The sequence below is a fragment of the Achromobacter sp. UBA4530 genome, assembly GCF_002388205.1.
GTDB classification, from domain to species: domain Bacteria; phylum Pseudomonadota; class Gammaproteobacteria; order Burkholderiales; family Burkholderiaceae_B; genus Achromobacter; species Achromobacter animicus.
Genome location: NZ_DGMA01000009.1, coordinates 430,022 through 453,070 on the forward strand (window position 1 = coordinate 430,022; position 23,049 = coordinate 453,070).

The 23,049-nt window shown below is 66.2% G+C and carries 20 protein-coding genes and 1 pseudogene; 12 read left to right on the forward strand and 9 right to left on the reverse strand.

Going from position 1 to position 23,049, the window contains the following annotated elements:
- Positions 1–55: 55 nt before the first annotated feature.
- The 3 genes from B2W22_RS11440 to B2W22_RS11450 are packed head-to-tail and all read left to right on the forward strand — an operon-like array spanning position 56 to position 4,018.
- A complete protein-coding gene (locus B2W22_RS11440; protein WP_175124553.1) occupies positions 56–2,344 on the forward strand; it encodes an NADP-dependent malic enzyme in 2,289 nt (762 codons plus the stop codon).
- Positions 2,325–3,554, forward strand: coding sequence for a patatin-like phospholipase family protein (locus tag B2W22_RS11445; protein WP_246282926.1), 1,230 nt, complete (start codon positions 2,325–2,327; stop codon positions 3,552–3,554). Before B2W22_RS11440 ends, B2W22_RS11445 begins: the two co-directional genes overlap by 20 nt.
- A complete protein-coding gene (locus B2W22_RS11450) occupies positions 3,551–4,018 on the forward strand; it encodes a barstar family protein (protein WP_056570977.1) in 468 nt (155 codons plus the stop codon). The genes B2W22_RS11445 and B2W22_RS11450 overlap by 4 nt, the downstream gene beginning before the upstream one ends.
- A gap of 1 nt (position 4,019) precedes the next feature.
- Here B2W22_RS11450 and B2W22_RS11455 read toward each other — a convergent pair whose 3' ends face one another.
- On the reverse strand, positions 4,020–4,751 hold the full coding sequence (locus tag B2W22_RS11455; RefSeq protein WP_239212822.1) for a 16S rRNA (uracil(1498)-N(3))-methyltransferase: 732 nt from the start codon (positions 4,749–4,751) through the stop codon (positions 4,020–4,022).
- A 207-nt stretch (positions 4,752–4,958) separates the two neighbouring features.
- On the opposite strand from B2W22_RS11455, the gene tkt reads away from it, so the two are divergent.
- From tkt to B2W22_RS11475, 4 genes are all read left to right on the forward strand, one after another.
- Positions 4,959–6,995, forward strand: a complete 2,037-nt coding sequence (gene tkt, locus B2W22_RS11460; protein WP_286937707.1) for a transketolase — start codon at positions 4,959–4,961, stop codon at positions 6,993–6,995.
- A 15-nt stretch (positions 6,996–7,010) separates the two neighbouring features.
- On the forward strand, positions 7,011–8,021 hold the full coding sequence (gene gap, locus B2W22_RS11465) for a type I glyceraldehyde-3-phosphate dehydrogenase (protein WP_056570971.1): 1,011 nt from the start codon (positions 7,011–7,013) through the stop codon (positions 8,019–8,021).
- Positions 8,022–8,114: 93 nt separating this feature from the next.
- Positions 8,115–9,311, forward strand: a complete 1,197-nt coding sequence (locus tag B2W22_RS11470) for a phosphoglycerate kinase (protein ID WP_286937709.1) — start codon at positions 8,115–8,117, stop codon at positions 9,309–9,311.
- A 189-nt stretch (positions 9,312–9,500) separates the two neighbouring features.
- Entirely contained in the window at positions 9,501–11,189 is a 1,689-nt protein-coding gene (locus B2W22_RS11475; protein ID WP_286937712.1) for a SulP family inorganic anion transporter, read from the forward strand.
- A gap of 215 nt (positions 11,190–11,404) precedes the next feature.
- On the opposite strand, the gene fabI is transcribed toward B2W22_RS11475, so the two are convergent.
- The 7 genes from fabI to B2W22_RS11510 form a co-directional block, all read right to left on the reverse strand.
- Positions 11,405–12,178 (reverse strand): enoyl-ACP reductase FabI, encoded by a 774-nt coding sequence (gene fabI / locus B2W22_RS11480; RefSeq protein WP_286937714.1) that lies wholly within the window; start codon positions 12,176–12,178, stop codon positions 11,405–11,407.
- A complete protein-coding gene (locus B2W22_RS11485) occupies positions 12,175–13,359 on the reverse strand; it encodes an acetate/propionate family kinase (RefSeq protein WP_175124559.1) in 1,185 nt (394 codons plus the stop codon). The genes fabI and B2W22_RS11485 overlap by 4 nt, the downstream gene beginning before the upstream one ends.
- A gap of 68 nt (positions 13,360–13,427) precedes the next feature.
- Positions 13,428–14,372, reverse strand: a complete 945-nt coding sequence (locus B2W22_RS11490) for a phosphate acetyltransferase (RefSeq protein WP_175186243.1) — start codon at positions 14,370–14,372, stop codon at positions 13,428–13,430.
- Positions 14,373–14,377: 5 nt separating this feature from the next.
- Positions 14,378–17,053, reverse strand: coding sequence for a DUF3141 domain-containing protein (locus B2W22_RS11495; protein WP_286937718.1), 2,676 nt, complete (start codon positions 17,051–17,053; stop codon positions 14,378–14,380).
- 153 nt (positions 17,054–17,206) lie between these two features.
- Positions 17,207–17,614 (reverse strand): VOC family protein, encoded by a 408-nt coding sequence (locus tag B2W22_RS11500; RefSeq protein WP_286937720.1) that lies wholly within the window; start codon positions 17,612–17,614, stop codon positions 17,207–17,209.
- Between the two features lie 25 nt (positions 17,615–17,639).
- Complete coding sequence (gene yfcF, locus B2W22_RS11505; RefSeq protein WP_286937722.1) at positions 17,640–18,272, reverse strand: glutathione transferase; 633 nt, start codon at positions 18,270–18,272, stop codon at positions 17,640–17,642.
- Between the two features lie 131 nt (positions 18,273–18,403).
- A complete protein-coding gene (locus B2W22_RS11510; RefSeq protein ID WP_175124563.1) occupies positions 18,404–18,733 on the reverse strand; it encodes a DHCW motif cupin fold protein in 330 nt (109 codons plus the stop codon).
- A gap of 203 nt (positions 18,734–18,936) precedes the next feature.
- Between B2W22_RS11510 and B2W22_RS11515 the strand changes: the two genes are divergently transcribed.
- From B2W22_RS11515 to B2W22_RS11535, 5 genes are all read left to right on the forward strand, one after another.
- Complete coding sequence (locus tag B2W22_RS11515) at positions 18,937–19,878, forward strand: DnaJ C-terminal domain-containing protein (RefSeq protein ID WP_175124580.1); 942 nt, start codon at positions 18,937–18,939, stop codon at positions 19,876–19,878.
- A gap of 2 nt (positions 19,879–19,880) precedes the next feature.
- On the forward strand, positions 19,881–20,195 hold the full coding sequence (locus B2W22_RS11520; protein ID WP_286937724.1) for a chaperone modulator CbpM: 315 nt from the start codon (positions 19,881–19,883) through the stop codon (positions 20,193–20,195).
- A gap of 157 nt (positions 20,196–20,352) precedes the next feature.
- A complete protein-coding gene (locus B2W22_RS11525) occupies positions 20,353–21,075 on the forward strand; it encodes an AzlC family ABC transporter permease (RefSeq protein ID WP_370632998.1) in 723 nt (240 codons plus the stop codon).
- Positions 21,072–21,419, forward strand: a complete 348-nt coding sequence (locus B2W22_RS11530; RefSeq protein WP_175124566.1) for an AzlD domain-containing protein — start codon at positions 21,072–21,074, stop codon at positions 21,417–21,419. Before B2W22_RS11525 ends, B2W22_RS11530 begins: the two co-directional genes overlap by 4 nt.
- Positions 21,420–21,463: 44 nt before the next feature.
- On the forward strand, positions 21,464–22,045 hold the full coding sequence (locus B2W22_RS11535; protein WP_286937727.1) for a glutathione S-transferase family protein: 582 nt from the start codon (positions 21,464–21,466) through the stop codon (positions 22,043–22,045).
- On the opposite strand, the pseudogene B2W22_RS11540 reads toward B2W22_RS11535, so the two are convergent.
- Positions 21,968–22,828: pseudogene (locus B2W22_RS11540) on the reverse strand (IS110 family transposase); the annotation flags it as partial. The gene B2W22_RS11535 and the pseudogene B2W22_RS11540 sit on opposite strands and share 78 nt — an antisense overlap.
- Positions 22,829–23,049: the final 221 nt, after the last annotated feature.

Below are 23,049 nucleotides of genomic sequence, written 5' to 3' on the forward strand. Positions count from 1 at the left end.
TGGGAATAGAATTCCTCCCTCTTTCGTGTCACACACTCTAGCCAGTAGCCGCCCTATGGATGCCAACCTTCGCAAAGCCGCCCTTGAATATCACGAGCACGGGCGCCCCGGCAAAATCTCGGTCACGCCGACCAAGCAGCTGACGAACCAGCGCGATCTGGCGCTGGCGTACTCGCCCGGCGTGGCGGCGGCCTGTGAGGAAATCGTGGCGGATCCGGCCAACGTGTTCCGTTACACGGCCCGCGGCAATCTGGTGGGCGTCATCACTAACGGCACCGCGGTGCTGGGCCTGGGCAACATCGGCGCGCTGGCCTCCAAGCCCGTCATGGAAGGCAAGGCGGTGCTGTTCAAGAAGTTCGCCGGCCTGGATGTCTTCGACATCGAAATCAACGAAACCGACCCGGACAAGCTGGTCGAGATCATTGCCGGCCTGGAAGCCACGTTCGGCGGCATCAACCTGGAAGACATCAAGGCGCCGGAGTGCTTCACCGTCGAGCGCAAGCTGCGCGAACGCATGAAGATTCCCGTCTTCCATGACGACCAGCACGGCACGGCGATCTGTGTGTCGGCGGCCTTCATCAATGGCCTGAAGGTCGTGGGCAAGGACATCAAGCAGGTCAAGGTAGTTACGTCGGGCGCGGGCGCCGCGGCGCTGGCGTGCCTGGACCTGATGGTGGATCTGGGCCTGCCGCTGGAAAACATCTGGGTGACCGACATCGAGGGCGTGGTCTACGAAGGCCGCACCACGCTGATGGATCCGGACAAGGCGCGCTTTGCGCAGAAGACCGACGCCCGCAAGCTGGCCGAGGTGATCCAGGACGCCGATGTGTTCCTGGGCCTGTCGGCCGGCGGCGTGCTGAAGCCCGAAATGGTCGCCACCATGGGCTCGCGTCCGCTGATCCTGGCGCTGGCCAACCCTACGCCGGAAATCCTGCCGGAAGTGGCGCACGGTGTGCGCGACGACGTGGTCATGGCAACGGGCCGTTCGGACTACCCGAACCAGGTCAACAACGTGCTGTGCTTCCCGTACATCTTCCGTGGAGCGCTGGACGTGGGCGCCACGACCATCACGCGCGAAATGGAAAAGGCGGCGGTGTACGCCATTGCCGAATTGGCCGAGGAAGAACAGAACGAAGTCGTGGCGGCCGCCTATGGCACGTTCGACATTTCGTTCGGCCCCGAATACCTGATCCCCAAGCCCTTCGATCCGCGCCTCATCGTGCGCATCGCGCCGGCGGTGGCCAAGGCCGCAATGGAAGGCGGCGTGGCGACGCGTCCGCTGGCCGATCTGGAAGCCTACGAAGAACAGCTGCAGCAGTTCGTGTATCACTCCGGCGCGTTCATGAAACCGCTGTTCTCGGCGGCCAAGCGCATCGTGCGCGAAGGCGGCCCGGCGCGCATCGTGTTCGCGGAAGGCGAAGACGAGCGCGTGCTGCGCGCCGTGCAGGTAGTGGTGGACGAAGGCCTGGCCCGCCCGATCCTGGTCGGCCGCCCGTCGGTGCTGCTGACCCGTATCGAAAAGCTGGGCCTGCGTCTACGCCTGGGCGAGGACGTCGAAGTCACCAACCCCGAATACGACGAGCGTTTCCACCAGTACTGGACGACCTACTGGGAACGCATGTGCCGCCGCGGCATCACCAAGGAAATGGCGCGCGTCGAAATGCGCCGCCGTATGACGCTGATCGGCGCAATGATGGTGCACCTGGGCGATGCCGACGGCATGGTCTGCGGCTCCGTCGGCGCGTATCACGATCACCTGCGTTTCGTGGATGAAGTGATCGGCCGCCGCCCGGGCCACAACGTGTATGCCGCCATGAACATTCTGCTGCTCAACGAGCGCACGGTGGTCCTGGTGGACACGCACGTGAATGACGAGCCCACGGCCGAGCAGATTGCGGAGTTCACCGTGGCCGCCGCGCGCGAGATGCGCCGCATGTATCTGGCGCCCAAGGCCGCGCTGCTGTCGCGCAGCAATTTCGGTTCGGGCAGCTCGGCGTCGGGCGCCAAGATGCGCCGCGCGCTGGAACTGGTGCGGCAGATGGATCCGGAACTGGAAATCGACGGCGAAATGCACGGCGATTGCGCGCTGGACGAGGCCCTGCGCATGCGCATCCTGCCGTCGTCCACGCTCAAGGGCGAGGCCAATCTGTTGGTGTGCCCCAACGTCGACTCGGGCAACATCGCCTACAACCTCCTCAAGACGGCGGCGGGCGGCAACGTCGCGGTGGGTCCGTTCCTGCTGGGCGCCAATGCCCCCGTGCACATCCTGACCTCCAGCTCCACCGTGCGCCGCATCGTCAACATGACCGCGATGACGGTGGTCGATGTCAATACGCCACGTTGAAGTCAAACCGGCCGGCAGGGCGTGCCCGCGCACGCCCACCGGCCTGGTCCTGACGGGCGGCGGCGCGCGCGCCGCCTATCAGGTCGGGGTGCTCAGCGCCATCATGGAGCTGCTGGACCCGGACTGGCATTCCCGATTCCAGAACCCCTTCGACATCATCTGCGGCACGTCCGCCGGCGCCATCAACGCCGCCGCGCTGGCCTGCCGCGCCGACCGGCCCCATCTGGGCGTGCGTCGCATCCGCCGCCTGTGGTCGTCGCTGAACACCGACATGATCTACCGGGCCGACGCGCCCGGGCTGATCCGCACCGGCGTGCGATGGCTGGGCCTTCTGTCGCTTGGGTGGATGTATTCCGGTTTGACGCGCAAGCGTCCGCACTCGCTGCTGGACAACACGCCGATGCAGGGGCTGCTGGAACGCGTGCTGGACTTCAGCAATCTGCGTTCCAACCTGGAGAGCGGTTCGCTGTCCGCGCTGGCCATCACCGCGTCGGGCTACACCAGCGGCGAGCACCTGACGTTCTACCAGGCGCACACCCCGATCGAACCCTGGCACCGCTACCTGCGGCTGGCCATCCCCACGCCCATCGGCATCGAACACCTGATGGCCTCGTCAGCCATTCCCTTTGTCTTTCCGGCGCGCCAGGTGCAGGTGCACGGCAAGGGCGAATGGTGCGGCGACGGTTCGATGCGCCAGCTTGCGCCTATCAGCCCGGCGATCCACCTGGGCGCGCACCGCGTCATGGTGATCGGCACGGGCTACCGCGACGACACCCACCCTGAGAATCGCGAGGATTCGCCGCCGTATCCGTCGCTGGCGCAGGTCGGTGGTCATGCGCTGTCCAGCATCTTCCTGGATGGGTTGTCGGCGGATGTCGAGCGTCTGGAGCGCATCAATTACCTGATGGACCACGCCGGTCCGAACGGCGCGCCGCCCACCGTGCGCCGCATCGAGGTGTTGACGATCACGCCCAGCCAGTCGCTGGATTTGATGGCGCTTGAACATTTGCACGATATGCCTGCACAAGCGCGTGCGCTTTTCCGCGTACTCGGTGTATCGTCCGATCCAAACCGTCCGGGGGGCGGGGCGCTGATGTCCTACCTCCTGTTCGAAGCCGGCTACACCAAGCGATTGATAGAACTGGGTTATGCCGATACGATGCGACGTAACGATGAAGTGATCGCCTTTTTCAGGGAGGCACAGGCATGACGCGCAATGGCCAATCTACTTTGCAGCGGCAGCTGATGCGCGGCGGTGCGCTGGCTCACGACGGGCTCGACAAGAAGGCCGTGGTGGACGCCGCGCACGAACTTGGCCTGTCCTTGTTTGTTGCCAATTGCGACCCGTGCCGCAGCCGCTCGGCCGTATTGCGCGCCATCGTCAAGGCGGTGGATTTTCCTGAATACTTCGGCGGCAATCTCGACGCCCTGTACGACTGCCTGTGCGACACGGTGCTGGATCACAAATCCGGCGTGGTGCTGTGGCTGTACCGCCTGCATTCCGGTGATCCGGCACTTGAAGAGGACGCCGGCCGCATCGAAACCGTGTGCTCCGATGCCGCGGATTTCGCGCACGAAAACGGCCGCGTGTTTGCCTATGTGATCGAACACGCCGGCGCGCATCCCGAACCCGAGCCCGGCGTGGCCGCTGCCCCTTACGGCGAGAACGACTGACCTACCACCCGCGCAGGGCGCTGATCGCCGACAGCAGCGCCAGCCCGGCCGTCTCGGTGCGAAGCACCCGGGGGCCGAAGCGCACGGCCTGCACACCCGCCTTGCGGGCCGCTTCCAGTTCCTTGTCCGACCAGCCGCCTTCCGGCCCGACCAGCAGGGTGATGCCCGTCTGATCCGATGCGCCTTGCAGCATGCCGGCCAGGTCTTGCTCGGCCTCGGGGTGGCAGAGCACGCGCAGGCCGTCGGCAGGCTGGGCCAGCCAGTCTTCCAGCGTCAGCGGCGCGTCGACGGTCATCAACCGGTTGCGGCCGCATTGCTCCGCGGCTGATTGCGCGATGCGCTGCCAGTGCGCGACGCGCTTTTCCAGCCGGGCGCCCGACAACTGCAATACGCTGCGCTGCGCGGCGATGGGGCTGACCCGGGCCGCGCCCAGTTCCACGGCTTTCTCGACCACCCAATCCATCTTGTCGCCCGACGGCAAGCCCTGGGCCAGGATGATGCGCCCACCGAGTTCAGCTTCGCGCGGATTGAAGTCGCCCAGCTGGGCGAAGCCGGCCTTGCCCTCGACTTCCAGCACCGCGGGATACTCGCCGCCCTGACCGTTGAACAGCGTGACGGCTTCGCCGGCCCGCAGGCGCAGCACGCGCAGGGCGTGATGGGCAAGGGCTTCCGGCAGGGCGATGCGGGCGCCGGCGGTCAGCGGGGCGTCGCAGTAGAAACGGGGGGCGGGCATGACGTATTGCGGAATTCGGAGAGTGGGGGAGGTGACAAGTTCGCGTAGCTTACATTGCCCGCGCAATTCGCCCGAAACCCGCGATTACATAGGGCATCCGGCCGATGGCCTCCGGGAAATCCCCTGATGCTAAAATCTCCTGCTTCGCAACCTAGTCAACCGGCCCTATTTCCTCTGTAGGCGCGCCGGTTTCAAAGAGCCTTCCGAATGAGCAATCCGACCGCCCCTAAACTTGCCTTGGCGGATGCCATCCGCGCCCTCGCGATGGATGCCGTGCAACAAGCGAACTCCGGGCATCCGGGTGCTCCCATGGGCATGGCGGAAATCGCCCAAGCCTTGTGGGCCGGCAACCTGCGCCACAATCCCAAAGATCCCGCCTGGGCCAACCGCGACCGCTTCGTGCTGTCCAACGGCCACGGTTCGATGCTGATCTACGCCCTGCTGCACCTGACGGGCTACGACCTGCCGATCGAAGAGATCAAGAATTTCCGCCAACTGCATTCCAAGACGCCGGGCCACCCCGAAGTGGGCATCACCCCGGGCGTGGAAACGACCACCGGCCCGCTGGGCCAGGGCCTGGGCAATGCCGTGGGCATGGCGCTGGCCGAAGCGCTGCTCGCCGCCGAATTCAACAAGCCGGGCCACACGCTCGTCGATCACCACACCTACGCGTTCACCGGCGACGGCTGCCTGATGGAAGGCATCTCGCATGAAGTGTGCTCGCTGGCCGGCACGCTCAAGCTCAGCAAGCTGGTCGTGCTGTACGACGACAACGGCATTTCCATCGACGGCCATGTGGAACACTGGTTCGCCGACGACACCGCCAAGCGCTTCGAAGGCTACGGCTGGAACGTCGTCCGCGGCGTGGACGGCCATGACGTCGCCGCTGTCGACGCCGCCATCAAGGCCGCGCGTTCGCAGTCGGACAAGCCCACGCTGATCGTCTGCCGCACGGTGATCGGCAAGGGTTCGCCCAACATGGCCGGCACGCACAACGTGCACGGCGCGCCGCTGGGCAAGGACGAAATCGCCGCCACGCGCACCGCGCTGGGCTGGTCGTCGGATCCCTTCCAGATTCCGCAAGACGTGTACGACGGCTGGGACGGCCGCAAGCAGGGCGCCGAAGCCCAGGCCGAATGGCAGAAGCGTTTCGACGCCTACGCCGCCGAATTCCCCGCCGAGGCCGCTGAATTCACGCGCCGCATGAAGGGCGAGATGCCCGCCGGCTACGCCGAGCAGTTCAAGGCCTTCCTGTCCGCCACGCTCGAAAAGGGCGAAACCGTCGCCACCCGCAAGGCCTCGCAATTCGCGATCGCCGCGCTGGCGCCGCTGCTGCCGGAAATGCTGGGCGGCTCGGCCGACCTGACAGGCTCCAACTTCACCGACTGGAAGGGCGTTGCCGCCGTCCGCGCCGGCGACAAGGGCATCCAGCTCGGCCGCCACATCAACTACGGCGTGCGCGAATTCGGCATGGCCGCCATCATGAACGGCATCGCGCTGCACGGCGGCTACCTGCCGTTCGGCGGCACGTTCCTGACGTTCTCCGACTACTCGCGCAACGCTATCCGCATGGCCGCGCTGATGAAGCAGCGCGTCGTCCACGTGTTCACGCACGACTCCATCGGCCTGGGCGAAGACGGCCCGACCCACCAGTCGATCGAACACGCGGCCAGCCTGCGCCTCATCCCCAACCTGTCGCTGTGGCGTCCTTGCGATACGGCCGAAACCGCCGTGGCCTGGAACGCCGCCGTGACGCGCCCGGCCAGCATCGGCATGGACGTGCATGACGGCGGCCCGACGGCCCTGTTGCTGTCGCGCCAGAACCTGCCGTTCGTACCGCGCGACGCGGCGACGGTGGACGCCATCGCCCGCGGCGGCTATGTGCTGCGCGATGCCGAGGGCGCCCGCGCCGTCATCATCGCCACCGGCTCCGAAGTCGCCATCGCCCTGGACGCCCAGGCGCAGCTGGCCAAGGAAGGCATCGCCGTGCGCGTGGTGTCCATGCCCAGCACCGACGTCTTCGACAAGCAGGACGCCGCCTGGAAGCAATCCGTGCTGCCCAAGGGTCTGCCGCGCGTCGCTGTCGAAGCCGGCGTCACCGCTTTCTGGCACAAGTACGTGGGCCTGGAAGGCGCCGTGGTCGGCATCGACCGCTACGGCGAGTCCGCACCGGCCGGCGCACTGTTCAAGTTCTTCGGGCTGACCGCCGACAAGGTGGCCGAGACCGTCAAGCAAGTTTTGTAAAAAAGGAGCTTAGTCATGACCATTCGCGTCGCCATCAACGGTTACGGTCGCATCGGCCGCAACATCCTGCGTGCCCACTACGAAGGTGGCAAGAAGCACGATATCGAAATCGTCGCCATCAACGATCTGGGCGATCCCAAGACGAACGCGCACCTGACGCGCTACGACACCGCCCACGGCAAGTTCCCGGGCACCGTCGAAGTCGACGGCGAGTTCATGGTCGTCAACGGCGACAAGATCCGCGTGCTGGCCAACCGCAACCCGGCTGAACTGCCGTGGGGCGACCTGAAGGTCGACGTCGTGCTGGAATGCACGGGCTTTTTCACCACCAAGGAAAAGGCCGGCGCGCACATCAAGGGCGGCGCCAAGAAAGTCATCATCTCGGCCCCCGGCGGCAAGGATGTCGACGCCACCATCGTCTACGGCGTCAACCATGGCGTGCTGAAGTCGACGGACACCGTCATCTCCAACGCCTCGTGCACCACCAACTGCCTGGCCCCGCTGGTCAAGCCGCTGAACGACAAGCTGGGTCTGGAAAACGGCCTGATGACCACCGTTCACGCCTACACCAACGACCAGGTCCTGACCGACGTCTACCACGAAGACCTGCGCCGCGCGCGTTCGGCCACGATGAGCATGATCCCCACGAAGACCGGCGCTGCCGCCGCCGTGGGCCTGGTCCTGCCGGAACTGAACGGCAAGCTGGACGGCTACGCCATCCGCGTCCCGACCATCAACGTGTCGCTGGTCGATCTGTCGTTCGTGGCCAGCCGCGACACGACCGCCGAAGAAGTGAACAGCATCCTGAAGGCCGCCTCGGAAGGCGAGCTGAAGGGCATCCTGGACTACAACACCGAACCCCTGGTCTCGGTCGACTACAACCACAACCCGGCCTCCAGCACCGTTGACGCGTCGCTGACCAAGGTCTCGGGCCGTCTGGTCAAGGTCTCGTCCTGGTACGACAACGAGTGGGGCTTCTCGAACCGCATGCTCGACACCACCGTCGCGCTGATGTCGGCCAAGTAAGCACACCGCCAGTCCATAAGGGGACGGATTTGTTTTCCGCCATTGCGGAAAATGGGTTCGTCCCCTTTGTTCGCCTACCGAAGGAATCCAAATATGTCCAAGGTCAAAACTTTGTCCGCGCTGGCCAAGGCCGGCGCCCTGTCCGGCAAGCGTGTGTTCATCCGCGCCGACCTCAATGTTCCGTTCGATGACGCCGGCCGCATCAGCGAAGACACCCGTATCCGCGCTTCGGTGCCCGGCATCCGCCTGGCGCTGGACGCCGGCGCCGCCGTGATGGTCACGTCGCACCTGGGCCGTCCGAAAGAGGGCGTCCTGACCGACGCCGATTCGCTCGCCAAGGTCGGCCAGCGCCTGTCCGAGCTGCTGGGCATGCCCGTGCAGCTGGTGCGCGACTGGGTTGACGGTGTGAAGGTCGATCACGGCCAGGTCGTGCTGCTGGAAAACTGCCGCGTCAATGTCGGCGAAAAGAAGGACGACGAGGCGCTGGCCAAGAAGATGGCTGCGCTGTGCGACGTCTACGTCAACGACGCCTTCGGCACCGCCCACCGCGCCGAAGCCACCACCCACGGCATCGCGCGCTTCGCGTCTGTGGCCTGCGCCGGCCCGCTGCTGGAAGCCGAACTCGACGCCCTGGGCCGTGCGCTGCACGAACCCAAGCGCCCGCTGGTCGCCATCGTGGGCGGCTCGAAGGTGTCGACCAAGCTGTCCATCCTGCAATCGCTGGCCGACAAGGTCGATCAGCTGGTGGTGGGCGGCGGCATCGCCAACACGTTCATGCTGGCCGCCGGCCTGTCCATCGGCAAGTCGCTGGCGGAACCCGACCAGGTGGATCAGGCACGCGCCGTGATCGACATCATGAAAAAGCGCGGCGCGGCCGTGCCGATTCCCGTTGACGTGGTGTGCGCCAAGTCGTTCGGCGCCGACGCCGAAGCCACCGTCAAGGCGGCCAGCGACGTGGCCGACGACGACATGATCCTGGACATCGGCCCCAAGACCGCCGAGCAACTGGCCGGCATCCTGAAGCAGGCGGGCACGATCGTCTGGAATGGCCCGGTGGGCGTGTTCGAATTCGATCAATTCGCCAACGGCACCGAAGTAGTGGCCCGCGCGATTGCCGACTCCGACGGCTTCTCGATCGCCGGCGGCGGCGACACGCTGGCCGCCATCGCCAAGTACAAGATCGGCGAGCAGGTCGGCTACATCTCGACGGGCGGCGGCGCATTCCTGGAATTCCTGGAAGGCAAGACCCTGCCGGCCGTGGCCGTGCTGGAAGCCCGCGCGGCGGGTTAAGTCTGGCTGTGTCCGCCCCTTGCGAAGGGGCGGCGTGCGGCGGGCGTCAGACGCCCGCCCGCACCAAGCGTGCGGCACCCAACGCCGCCGCCTTGATTCGCCGCGCGCCGCGCGGCTTGGGGTTGGTGTAGGCTTGGGCGGTCATCCCGCTGCTGGCGGGAATTCACTTGTGATCCGTCTCGCTGCACCATGAATCTCCGCTTTATTCCTGGCCTGGCCAACTTCCAGGGCATTACCCGCGAATCGGCGCGGCGTGACGTGACCGCAGGGCTGAGCGTCGCCGCCGTGGCCCTGCCGGTCGGTCTGGCTTATTCCGCCATGATGGGCGTGCCGCCCGTCGCCGGCTTGTGGGCGGCCATTGCCGGCATGCTGGCGTATGCGTTCTTCGGTTCGTCGCGCACCCTCATCGTGGGTCCCGACACCGCCACCTGCACCCTGATTGCCGCCACGCTGACCGGCATGGCGCTGACCACGCCGGAAGCGCGTCTGCTCGGCGCCACCAGCATTGCGCTGACCGTGGGCGTGGGCTGCCTCATCGCGCGCGTCCTGCGGTTGGGCGTGCTGGCCAATCTGCTGTCGCGGCCCGTGCTCATCGGGTATATGGCGGGCGTCGCTATCACACTGGCGATGTCGCAGCTCAGCGGCCTGACTGGCGTGGGACTGCGCAACAGCGGCCTCATTCATCCGTTCATGGAACTGTCGCACCGCCTGTCCGAGATCCGGCTGCCGACGCTGTTCCTCGGCCTGGCCTCCTGCATCTTCCTGGTCGTCGTCAAGCGCGTGCGGCCGTCGTGGCCCGGTCCCATCCTGCTGGTGGTGGCGACCTGCGTGCTGTCCTGGCTGTTCAATTTTCCGGCGCTGGGCATCGCGGTGGTGGGCGACGTGCCGGCCGGACTGCCGTCCTTCAATCTGCCGGTCAGCCTGGAAGGCGTGGACGGCATCCTGCTGGGCGCCGCGGGCGTCCTGGTCGTCAGTTTTTCCAGCGGCATCGTGACCGCCCGCAGCTTTGCGGCGCGCACGGGCGAGCACGTGGATCCCAATCGCGAACTCGTGGGGTTCGGCGCGGCCAACGTGGCGGCCGGGCTGTTCCAAGGCTATGTCGTGACGGGCGCGGACTCGCGCACGGCGGTCGGGCTGGTGGCCGGGGGATCGTCGCCGCTGGTCAGCATCAGCGCGGCGGCCGCGCTGGCCGTCGTGGTGGGTCTGTTGAGCGCGCCGCTGTACTGGCTGCCGCAGTTTGCGCTGTCCGCCATCCTGCTGCTGGCTGCGGCCAGCCTGTTCGATTGGCAGGCCTTCAAGCGGCTGGCGCGCATTTCGCGGATCGAGCTTGCATTCGGCGTGTTGGCCGCCGTGGGAGTCGTGGGATTCGGCGTGTTGCAAGGCGTGGCCGTCTCGGTAGGCGCGACGCTGCTCTACGCCATGTACGTGTCCGGCAATCCGCGGGATGCATTGCTGGGCCGGCTGCCCGGTGAAACCGTGCTGGGCAAGCTGCACCTGAATCCGCAAGCCAAGCCCGTCCCCGGCGCCGTGATCTGGCTGTTCGAATCTTCGGTCTGGTTCTTCAACGCGGACGCCTTCCGCCGCCGCGCCCGAGAGATCATCGAGCAGGCGGGCGACGTGCGCTGGTTCGTGCTGGATGCCGAGGCCATGACGCAGGCCGACGCGGACGCGGTCGAGGCGCTGTATGAACTGAAGCGCAATCTGGACGAGCGCGGCATCACGCTGCTGGTGGCCGGCGGCCACGGCAAGTTTCGCGAGGCGCTGCAGCGTTCGGGGCTGGTCAAGAAGATCGGGCCGGACAGAATCTTCGGCAGCCCGGAACAGGCGGTCGACGCCATCGAGCGCTGGCGCCGGGGCGGGCCGGCGACGCTGGCCTGACCTTCAAATGACCGGGGGTGTCCTACACCAATCGAATGACCGGGGTGTCTGACACCCTGGAGAGTCGCCCTATGCGCGTCGACGCCGCATGCAGGGTGTCTGACACCCAGCGCAAGCAGAATGACCGGGGTGTCTGACACCCTGAAGAATCGCCCTATGCACGTCGACGCTGCATGCAGGGTGTCTGACACCCCGCGAGTGTCAGACACCCCGCGTCAATCAATGATGTGATACCCGCCGTCGATGTACAGCGTCTGCCCCGTCATCAGCCGCGCCGAATCCGTGGCCAGCCACGCAGTCGCTTCGCCCACATCATCAATCGACACCAGACTACGCGCCGGCGCCTTCGCCTGCGCGCGATCCAGCATCGAGTCGAACTCCGCGATGCCGGACGCCGCGCGCGTCTTCAGCGGTCCCGGCGAGATCGCATGCACGCGAATACCCTGCGGACCCAGTTCGGCCGCCAGATAGCGCGTGGCGGATTCCAGGGCGGCCTTGACCGGTCCCATCATGTTGTAGTGCTCGACGACCATCTGCGAGCCGTAGTAACTCATGCAGAAGAGGGCGCCGCCATTGCGCATCAGCGGCTCGGCCAGCTTGGCCATGCGGATGAAAGACCAGCACGACACGTCCATCGCCTGAAGAAATCCCGCGCGCGAGCAATCCGTGACGCGCCCGTGCAGATCGTCGCGCGGGGCAAACGCGACCGAATGCAGCACGAAATCCAGCGCGCCCCATTCGTCCGTGATGCGGCTGAAGACGGCTTCCAGCTCGCCGTCGTTCAGCAGGTTCATGGGCATCAGCAAGGGTGCTTGAACCTGCTGCGCCAACGGCGCCACGTGCGGCAGGGCCTTGTCGTTCAGGTAGGTGACCGCCAGTTCGGCCCCCATGGCGCGAAACGCCTTGGCGCATCCCCACGCGATGGAGTCGGCGTTGGCGATACCGGTCACCAGCCCGCGCTTGCCGGCCAGCGGCAGGTGCGCGCTCATCGCTGCCTCACGAGCGCGAGCGTGTGCTGCGCGATGACCAGCTCTTCGTTCGTGCGCACCACGTAGACGCCGATGCGGCTGTCGTCGGCCGAGATGCGCGGCCCGTGGCGGGCGTTGCGCTCGGGGTCCAGCTTGATGCCCAGCCAGCCCCAATGCTCGCTGATCGCCTGACGGATCTCGGCCGAGTTTTCGCCGACGCCCGCCGTGAAGACGATGCCGTCGATGCCGTTCGTCGCGCAGCCCAGGCCGATCATGCCTTCGGCCACGCGCCACGCGAAATACTTCAGGGCCAGCTTGGCCGACGGTGCATTGCTGGCCAGCAGTTCGCGCATGTCGTTGCTGATGCCCGACAGGCCCTTCATGCCGCAATCGTGATACAGCATGTGCTCGATCTCGTCGTGGCTCATGCCCTGTTCCATCATCCACAGCACCACGCCGGGATCCAGGCGGCCAGGGCGCGTGCCCATCGGCAGACCTTCCAGCGCGGTGAAGCCCATGGTGCTGTCCACGCTCTTGCCCTGGTGCATGACGCAGGCCGATACGCCAGAGCCCAGGTGGGCGACGACGATCTTGCCCATCGCGATGTCGGGCAGCGTCTGCTTCAGGCGCTGTGCGATGTATTCATAGGACAGCCCATGAAAGCCGTAGCGGCGCACGCCTTCCAGATACAGGCGCTCGGGCAGCGCATAGCGGTCCGCGACGTCGGAATGGCTGCGGTGGAACGCCGTGTCGAAGCAGGCGACCTGCGGAATCCACGGCCGTCGCTCGCGAATGACGCGAATCGGCGCCAGGTTGTTGGGCTGATGCAGCGGCGCGAGCGGCGTGAAGGTTTCAAGCCGGGCCAGGATGTCGTCGTCGATCAGCACCGGCTCGGACAGATCCGGCCCGCCATGGACCACGCGATGCCCCACTGCGAGCGGCGCGCCGCCCAGGTGGCCGCTCAGCCACGTGCCGACGACTTCCTGCGCGTTGGGCACGTCGGGGGCGTGGCTGGGCGCGATGTCGCGTTCGACCAGCGTCTCGCCCACCGCGTCGCGCACGCGCAGGCGCGGATGCGTGGTGCCGATGCCTTCAAGCTGGCCGCCCAGCCGGGGCGCCAGTTCATGCTTGTCGTCGATGTCGTACAGGTAGAACTTGATGCTGGAACTGCCGGCGTTGATGACGAGGATGGTGTCGCTCATGGCGGTGTGCTTCCACGTTGAGACAAGTCGCGCGGCGGCCCGCGGGGGCAGGCCGGGGCTGGGAATGATCAGGCCAGCGGTCTGGCCTGCTGCTGGGCAAGGTGGTTGGCGTAGATCGCCGCCACCGCGCACGACGCCAGGCGCGAACGCGGGCTGTCTGCGCGGCTGGTCAGGATGATCGGCACGCGTGCGCCCAGCACGATGCCGGCCGCCTCGGCGTTGGCGAGGAAGGTCAGGTTCTTGGCCAGCATGTTGCCGGCTTCCAGATCGGGCACCACCAGCACCTGGGCCACGCCGGCCACCGGCGAGCGGATGCCCTTGATGCGCGCGGCGTCGGGGCTGATCGCGTTGTCCAGCGCCAGCGGGCCGTCCAGCACGCCGCCCGCGATCTGGCCGCGGTCGGCCATCTTGCACAGGGCGGCCGCCTCGATGGTGCTGGGGATGCTGGGGGTGACCTGTTCGACCGCCGACAGGATCGCCACGCGCGGTTCGCCCAGCCCCAATCCCAGATGCAGGTCGATCACGTTGCGGATGATGTCGGCCTTGGTTTCCAGATCCGGAAAGATGTTGATGGCCGCGTCGGTGATGAACAGCGGCTCGGCGTAGGTCGGCACTTCCATGATGAACACATGGCTGATGCGCCGGCCGCTGCGCAGGCCGGTGGCGCGCGCCACGACTTCGTGCATCAGCTCGTCGGTGTGCAGGCTGCCCTTCATCAACAGGGAGGCCTCGCCGCTGCGCACCAGCGCCACGGCGGACTCCGCGGCGGCATGGCTGTGCGGCGCATCGACGATGCGGGCGTCGCCCAGGTTCAGCTTGAACTGCGCGGCCGTGTCGCGGATCTTGCCTTCGGGACCGACCAGGATGGGTCGCAGCAGGCCCAGATCGCGCGCTTCCAGCGCGGCCGACAGCGACGGTTCATCGCAGGGATGGGCGATCGCGCAGGGCGCCGCCTCCAGCGTTTGCGCGCGCGCGATGAGTTTGTCGTAGTGCGTGGACGTCGGGAGGCTCATGGGTCTCAGGCCTTGGCAGGTTGACGGGCGGCGGCCGCGCGCTTGGCGGGCGCCTTGGCCGGGGTCGCGTCCGCGCCAGACTTGGACGCGGACTTGGCTGCGGACTTTGATACGGACTTGGACGCTGTCTTGGCGGCGCCATTGGCCGCAGTCTTGGCTGCAGTCTTGGATGCTTTAGCTGCCGGCTTTGCCGGGGCCTTCGATGCCGTTTTGGACGCGCCGTTGGACGTGCCGTTGGACGCCCCGTTGGACGCGGCGTTCGACGCAACCTTCTTCGACGCGGACGGCGCAGCCTTCGATGCGACCTTCTTCGATGCGGACGGCGCGGCCTTCTTGGGCGGCTCCGCCTCATTCACGGCCTTACCCGCCGCATCAGGATGCGGCCGGGCGGTCTTGGCGGGCACCTCGGCTGCCAGGTCGACCAGATCCTGGACCGGATAGGGGGACTTCGTGGCGGCGGCGCCGCGCGACGCGGCAGGCGCCTGACCCTGTCCGCGCCGCTGCGCGCGGCGTTCGGCCGCTTCGAAGATGCGCTCCATTTCGTTCAGGCTTTCGCGCGCCGCGTCGCTCAGCGGCTCGGCGGCTTCCAGGACGCCCTTCATCGCGACCAGGCTGGCGCGGATCTCCGCGGCCGATGAGTCTTCCAGAAGACGCGGCATCGCTTGAATGGCGGCGTCCGAATCCAGCGTCATCATCAAGGCCTGTTCGCGGATCACGTCCTTGAACGCCTCCAGCGTCAGCGCGTTGTCGGCTTCGGCGCGCATCTTGCGGATGAGCGCGAAGCTGCGCTCGTCCAGGCCGCCCTCGGCGCCGGACACATACAACAGCATCCGGATCGCAGCCACGCGCAGACCGCCTTCCTGCAGCATCGAGCGCAGTTCCGCGGCGCGGTCTTCCATGAAGCGGCGGTGCTCCGGCGATACGCCCGGGTGCCGGCGCGGCGGGCCGGACTTGGCGCCCAGGCCGGCCAGATCCTGCACGACCGGCGATCCATACACGCTCATGAAGGTGCGCTCGTCGGCGGAATCGCGCAGTTCCTGCCAGATGTTCAGGCTGGTCTCGATCCAGTTCGAGAACATTTCCTGCGCCACCACGAACGGATTGGTGGGCGCGGCCTGCTGCCGGTTCTCGCGCACCTGTTCGGCCACCTTGGCGATGGGCGCGATGACCGGGTTGCGGTCGGAAATCAGTTCGTAGGGCAGGCGCAGCGGGTGCATGCGCTGCATCCACTCGGCCGATTGCGGCGTGACCATGGCGCGCAGCCAGGGCTGCACGAAGCTGCGGTACATGCCCAGGTTGATGTCCGAGATGCGGGCCACCGCGGCAAAGCGCTGGTCGTCTTCTTCTTTGCGGTCGACGATGGCGCGCACGTCGTCCAGCTTGCGCTGTTCGAAGGACAGCACGTAGTTGCCGAAAGCCAGATCGGCGTTGGGCGTGTCGGGCGTCTTGTCGGCGATTTCGGCCTGGTAGATGCCCGGCGGCAGCACATCGATCATGTCGATGTTGGAGGTGAATTCCTGGTGTTCCTTGCGCGCTACGCTGCCGGACACGAAGATGCCCAGGTGGCCGATGCTTTCGTGAATGGCGTAGACGATGGTCTGGCCGTGGGCCAGGACCTCGGCTTCGTTCTGGTAGAGCTCGGGAATCCAGCCCAGCGCCTGCGGCGGCGGGGTGATGTTGTCGCCCTTGGAGCAGAACACCACGATGGGCGAGCGGATGTTGCGCAGGTCGATGCGGATGCCGTCGGAGGTCACCAGGCCGGCGGTCGCCAGGCGGTTGCCGACGAACAGGTTGTCGACGATGTACTGGATTTCGGGGCCATTCAGGAAGACGTGGCCGCCCCACCATTTTTCAAAGCTGAGGTAACGGTCGGCTTCGGTGTCGACCTTGGAATACAGGTTGTACTGCTTGGACCACAGGGTGTTGGCCGGATTGAGGTTCTCGAAGTTCTGCACCAGCCAGGCGCCGTCGAACTTGCCGTTGCCCAGGTCGCTGGTCATGGCCGTGAGCCAGCTTCCGCCCAGCAGGCCGCCCGCGTAGCGCATGGGATTCATGCCGCGCCAGCCCGCCCAGTACGAGAGCGGTGCGCCCGCGACGATGATCGGCCCGAACAGTTCAGGACGCACCGCCGCGGTCATCATGATCTGCCAGCCCGCCTGGCAATTGGCCACGACGACGGGCTTGCCCTCGGCATCCGGGTGCAGCGCAATGATTTCTTCCAGGAAGCGCGCCTCGGCCATCATCACGTCTTCGACGGTCTGGGTGGGCATGGGCTGCGGCAGGAACGTCGCAAAGTAGCAGGGATGGCCCGCGCGCACCGCCACGCCGATTTCGCTCTCCGGCTTGAAGCCGCCAATGCCCGGCCCGTGGCCCGCGCGCGGATCCACCACCAGAAAGGGGCGCTTGATCGGGTCCGTTTCCACGCCGGCCGGCGGTTTGATCCGCAAGAGGCCGTAATTGACGGGACGGGGCAGCTCGCGGCCATCCAGCACCAGCTCGAATTCCATGCTCAGCACGTTCGGCGCGCGCTTGGCCATGTGTTCGTGATACTGGTTGCCGCGCTGGCGCATCACGTCTGCGTAAAGCACGCCGCGCTGCCAGGCGTCCACGGCGTATTCGTAGGCGGCCGTCCAGGGGTTGAGGGACGGGGCGAGCGTGTGATCGGTGCCGGATGCGGCCATGGCGATCTCCTGTAATGAGCTGCCGGCGACAGATGGCCGCCGAGCCGGTCCCCAGTGGAACCGGCGAAATTGACCTCCCCATTACACCGCAACGGATGGTGCGGTGCAACATCAGAACGATTTGCGGGGCGTCAAATGGCCGATCAGCCCAGCTCAGTCGGACCGATGGCAGACCGCTTCGACGCGGTTGCCGTCCGGGTCCAGCAGAAAGGCAGCGTAATACAGGGGATGGTAATGCGCGCGCACGCCGGGTGCGCCGTCGTCTCGGCCGCCGTGCGCCAGGCCGGCGGCATGGAAAGCGTCGACGGCCGCCCGGGTGGGCGCCTTGAAGCACCAGTGGCGCCGGGCGGCGGATGCGGGATCGGGAGAAGCGTCGGGGGCGGCGAACACCGACAGATAGGTATGGCCGCTGTCGCCGGGACCACAGCGCTCGCCGTATCCCATCGCGTCGGGACGGTCGTAGACCTTGTCCGCGCCCAGCGCCCGCATGATGGCGTCGTAGAACGGGCGGGCGGCGTCCAGGCGGGCGACGGTGATGGAGACGTGATCCAGCAGCTGCATCGCGGCGCCTTGGATGAGGGTCAGGTCACCGCGCGGCGGCGTTGTGTTCCAGCCATTTCTGGACGGCGGGCCGTTGCCATTGGGCGTCGGCGTAGGCGCGCAGCGTGTCGGGCAGGTCGTCGTTCGACAGGCGCTTGAGCATGACCGCCAGATCGATGTCGGCGATGCACCATTTGTCGAACAGGGTCGTCTGGCCGACGCCGACCAGATAGCTGGCCACGCGGATCAGCTTGGCGGCGGCTGCATGGGCGTCGTCGGACAGCGGCGGGCCGGATTCGCCGTAGAACACGGTTTCCGTGGGACGTTCCTGGCGCAGGGCGCCCAGGTCGCTGCGCAGCCAGGCCTGCAACTGGCGCGCGCGGGCGCGTTCCTGCAGGGCGGACGGAAACAGGGCGGTGTGTTCGGGCGGGGGAAAGGCTTCTTCCAGGTATTCGGCGATGACGCTGGATTCGGTCAGGTTGAAGTCCGCGTGGGTCAGCGCCGGCACCCGCGAGGTGAGCGCGCGGCACTGGAACGGCTGCATGCGCTGTTCGCCGGCACTCAGGTCGATGGGACGCACTTCGAAAGGCAGTTGCTTTTCGGTCAGCGCCACATAGACCGACATGGCGTACGGGCTGAGAAACAGGGAATCGACGTATAGCGTAATCGGGGCGCCCAAAGCTTGTCTCCGGTCAGGCGAAGTAACGTATGGTCAGGCCGCGCGGGGCGGCTGGTTTGCAAAGCGTAACGCAAGTGCAATGCGGACGTGTCGCGCGGGCGCGTCAGTCCGCAAAGGTCAGCCTGCAAAGGTCAGTCCACAATAAACAGCTTGGCGCCGGTCTGCGTGGACGAGCGGTGCGGTTCGGCCTGATCGGCCACCTGATAGCTCATGCCGGGGGTCAGCACGAACTGGCGGCCGTCTTCCAGTTCGGTGTGCAATTCGCCTTCCAGACAGAACAGGATGTGGCCCTTGGTGCACCAGTGGTCAGCCAGGTAACCGGCCGTGTATTCCACCATGCGCACGCGCAGGTCGCCGAATTGGCGGGTACGCCAGTACGCCGTGCCGGTTTCGCCGGCGTGTTCGGTGCGTTCCACTTCGGACCAGTCGGTGGTGCCGAAGGGGATGTTGCTCATCTTCATCGTGGATCCTGCAAGGTGGGTCCGCCCCAGAATGCCGGGCGAAACAACACATACTACGCCAATCGGGCTACCGGCTTTCCGCGGCCGGCCCCTGGCGCGCGGCCGCACATTGAAAAATCGGTCCATAACCCCTATCTTCTGGCTATTCAAGGCCGGATCCGGCTGTGCCGGACGCGGCCTCAACCCTCTACGTGAGCTGGAACATGGAGTTCAAGGACTACTACAGCATTCTCGGGGTGGAGCAGGGCGCATCCGACGACGATATCCGCAAGGCATACCGCAAGCTCGCCCGCAAATATCACCCAGACGTCAGCAAGGAAAGCGACGCCGAAACCCGCATGCGCGACGTCAACGAAGCCTACGACGTGCTGCGTGACGCCGAAAAGCGCCAGGCCTATGACAATCTGGCCGCGGGCGTCTCGCCCGAAGGCGGCTTCCAACCGCCGCCCGGATGGGACGAAGGCTTCGAATTCCACCGCGGCGCCGCGGCCGGCGACGAAGCCCAATTCAGCGAGTTCTTTTCGTCACTCTTTGGTGGTCGGGGCGCCAGGCACGGCGGACGCCAGCAGGAATTCCGCACGCGCGGCGAAGACCATCACGCCGCCATCGAAGTCGACCTGGAAGACGCCATCAAGGGCGCGACGCGCGACATCAGCCTGCGGTCCATGCAGATGGACGACCAGGGCCGGCCGCACATGCAGAGCCGCACCCTCAGCGTCAAGATCCCGGCCGGCGTGCGCGAAGGCCAGTACATCCGGCTGGCCGGACAGGGGATGCCCGGCTATGGCGGCGGCGAAAGCGGCGATCTGTATCTGGAAGTGCGCTTCAAGCCGCATCCGCGCTACCGTGCCGAAGGGCGAGATCTCTACATGACCTTGCCGGTTGCCCCGTGGGAAGCCGCGCTGGGCGCCAGCGTCAAGGCGCCCACGCCCGGCGGCACGGTCGAAGTGTCCGTGCCGCCCGGGTCCGGCAACGGCCGCAAGCTGCGGCTGCGCGGGCGCGGCATTCCCGGCGATCCGCCGGGTGATCTGTACCTGGTCCTGGATCTGGTGCTGCCGCCGGCGGACAGCGAAGCCGCCAAGGCCGCTTACCGCAAGCTGCAGCAGGATCTGCCCTTCAACCCGCGCCGCAATCTCGGGGTCTGAGCATGAAGAAGATAGTGATCACCAGCGCCACCGTCGTCGGCAAGTCGCAGCCGCTCAACGCAGACGACCTGGCGCGCGCCTGCGGCGCGGAAGTGGAATGGGTGGCCCGGCTGGTCGAAGTCGGCATCGTCAATGCCAGCGGCAGCGGCCCGGCGGAATGGCGTTTCTACAGCGTGGACCTGCAACGCGCCTTGCACGCGCGGCGGCTCGAGCATGACTTTGGCGCCGGTCTGGACGCCGTAGCGCTCATCCTGGACCTGAGCCAGGAGGTGCGCCGTCTGAAGTCAAAGCTGCGGGCGCTGGGCGCGACGCCTTGACGGCGCGAGGCATCTGATCGGCCGCGCTCCGCTGGGCTGAGCCGGCGGCGATTCGCGCTGAACCGCGCCAAGCCGGGTCGACCCAATCCAAGCCGACCCAATCCAAGCCGCCCATACCGCTGAGTAAAATGGGCGCCCGCCGCAACAAGTCAAAGCGATGAGCGCCTTGGAGACTCCCCCCGCCGCCGCGCGCGCCCCGTCCGGCGGCGCGCATATCGATGGCCTGAAATCCTGCCTGCCGGTCATGATCGGCTACTTCCCGGTTGCCGTGACGTTCGGCATCGCCGGTATCGCGGCTGGCCTGACGCCGTTGCAGGTCATCCTGATTTCCGTGCTGGTGTACGCGGGCGCCAGCCAGTTCCTGCTGCTGGCCTCCATCAAGGCCGGCACGCCGTGGCTGTGGGTGGTGGCGCTGTGCTCGCTGCTCAATGCGCGGCACCTGCTCTATGGCCCGCTGCTGTCGCGCTTTTTGCCGGCAGCGCTGCGCGATCGCCTGAAGGTTGCTTTTCTTTTGACCGATGAAGTCTTCGCCACCGCCTTCAACCGGTTGCAGGGCGTGGAACCCGCCCGGCGCCAGGGCTGGATGGTCGCGCTGGGCTTGGGCGCCTGGCTGACGTGGATCGCCGGCACCGCCGTGGGCGTGTACGCCGGCGACGGTCTCGAGCGGCACTATCCGATGCTGTCGCAAGTCATGCGCTTTGCGCTGCCCGCGCTGTTCATGGCGCTGGTGTGCCAGAGCGCCCGGCGCGGCATGGGACTGCCCATCCTGGCCGCCGTCATCGGCGCCGGACTGGTGGCCGCGCTGGGATACACCAGCCTCGCCATCCTGGCAGGCGCCGTCATCGGCTGCGCCGCCTATCGATTCAGGAGGCCCGCATGAACGCCAGCGGACTGGAATTCTGGGGCGCCGTCATTGCGATGGCGGTCATCACCTACCTCACGCGCGCCCTGCCGTTCATGCTGTCCGAGCGCAGCCGGCTGTTGCGGCACCTGTCCCGCGAGGGCTCGGCGCTGTCGGCGCTGGGTCCGTCGCTGCTGGCCGGCATCGCCGCCGCCGTCATCGTGCCGGATCTGCTGGGCGCCGCCGACGAGGCCGCCCACATTGCGCCGTACGTGGGCGGGCTTGTCGTCACGGGCGTGGCGGCGCGCCTGGTCAGCAACACGGGTGTAGCCGTGCTGCTCGGCATGGGGGGATACGGGATATTGCTGGCCTTGGCGGCGTAGCGGCCCGCAGGGCAAAATGGTCCGATCCCCCAAGGAGACCGACCATGCTTACGCTCTACCACGCACCGCGTTCGCGGTCGTTCCGGATATTGTGGCTGCTCGAGGAACTGGGCGTGCCCTACGACACCGAAATGGTGTCGATCCGCGGCCACGACAGCACGGGGCACATGCCTGCCGATTACATCGACATCCATCCGCACCGCAAGGTGCCGGCGCTGGTGCATGACGGCGTGCCCGTGTTTGAAACGCCCGCCATCGCGGTGTACCTGACCGACCTGTTTCCGCAGGCGGGGCTGGGACCGGTCGTCGGCGACCCGCAGCGCGGTCCCTATCTGACGTGGCTGGCGTATTCCACGGGCGTGTTCGAGCCTGCGATGGTCGAGCGGGCGTTCAAGACGCCGCATCAGGCCGCGCTGGGATGGGGGTCGGCCGACGAGATTCTATGGTCTCGGTCAAGCAGTCGTAGGTCGCAATTTCTCTGGATCAAAGGGTTGACCTGTTCGCCATACCCCGTACGCGATCCGCAGGAGTTTGCGCGCGATTATGACCAAGGCCGCAGTCGAGGCCAGCCCTCGAACCCTGAGCATGGCGTAGTAATCCTTGAATTGTTCCGTGCGCGCCGCTGAGCTAGCCGCGTTGTAGAGCAATGTCCTCGCGGCTTTATCGCCCTGCTTGCTTAGCCGGCGCCGGCCGACTTTTCTTCCGGATTCGTTCGGCCTCGGATCCAGGCCACAGAAGGCTACCGCCGCATCGCTGCTGGCAAAGTCGATCCGGCTGAACAAGCTCGTCAGGGCAACGCCGGTTATCGGTCCTATGCCGCATATGCCGGTGAGCAGACCGTATGTCTTGGCCCAGTCATTCTGGGCCTTAATCTTGGCAATCATTTCCCGTTCGAGCTGCTCTGACCACGCCGTCAAACTTGCGAGAGCCTTCTTCTGATGGCTGCTTACGCAACCATGTCGCTGGGCCGACAATCGCAAGGATGTGCCCACACGGACCACCGTCGATCTCAGCGCCTGAAGTGCTCTGACTTCCTGCAATTCTGGAGATATCGGTTCGTAACGATGCAGCTTTTTGTGATGCTGCGCGATGTATTGCGCGATGACGGCGGCATCCAATCGATCTGTCTTGCCGCGGTTCCCCAACGAGATGGCGTAATGATGAACGTGGGTCGGGTTAAGGACATAAACCTCAAATCCGCGCTCATGCGCCGTACGAGCCAGGAGCTCTTGATAGCCTCCTGTCGCTTCCATGGCGATCACACTAGTGGCCGGCAGACGCTTTAGCCAGCCCACGATGCTGGAGCGATTGTTGGGCAAGACGCCCGTCACGATCTCTCCGTCAGATGCGGCTACTTGAAGTTCAAACTTGCCGACATCGACCCCAATAAAAACGATTGAAGTTTGCATGACAGCTCTCCCTGCGATACGTTAAATCCGCTGGGGTAGCCACGCCTCGGGCGTTACCTTGCGATCAATCGGCGGTCTCGGCCGCTAGATTCCTTATCGACGCGTGAGGCGGGGTGGGATGCTCTCGTAGTGGCAGTCCGGGTGCAACCGGCTGATGGTTGAAGACGTCCCTTACCCCAGCGCCTTTCTTCTTCGAAAGACGCATCCACACCATACAAGGT